Origin of the sequence: Burkholderia sp. BE17 (assembly GCF_009362305.1) — a bacterium.
In the GTDB taxonomy this organism is placed as follows: Bacteria; Pseudomonadota; Gammaproteobacteria; order Burkholderiales; family Burkholderiaceae; genus Burkholderia; species Burkholderia pyrrocinia_C.
The window spans coordinates 1-389 of the sequence record NZ_WHNU01000125.1 but is presented as its reverse complement, the minus strand read 5'-3'; the positions used below and the strand labels follow the sequence as shown (position 1 = coordinate 389).

At 71.2% G+C, this 389-nt stretch carries 1 pseudogene; it reads right to left on the bottom strand.

The annotated features are described in order from the left end of the window. Positions 1-95: 95 nt before the first annotated feature. Positions 96-389 (bottom strand): annotated as a pseudogene (locus GD429_RS40135) (amylo-alpha-1,6-glucosidase); the annotation flags it as partial.

The window sequence follows — 389 nt, the reverse complement described above, 5'->3', positions numbered from 1 at the left end:
GTCCCGTCCTCGACCTGCCATGAACAAAGCCTAACGTCGGCTGCAAGCCAGCCGCCGCGGCGCCGTCACCGGGCCGCGGCGACTGGCGGGCCCGCCTACTTCGTCACGATCAGCTGCACGTCGCCGTGGCGGCGCAGCACCGAGACCGTGACGTCGTCGTCGTAGCGCTGGAACCGGATGTCCAGGCGCGAGTGACCCAGCTTGACGTTGTAGAGCGTCACGCCGTCGAGGAATCCGGGCAGGACCGGATTCTTCAACCGGACGCTGTTGCGGTCGTGGTCGAGTTCCAGGCCCAGGCAGGCGGCCAGGAACGCGAAGGGCGCTGCCGCGGCCCAGGCCTGCGGGCTGCAGGCCACCGGGTACGCCACGGGACCGCGCTGGCGCCGGCG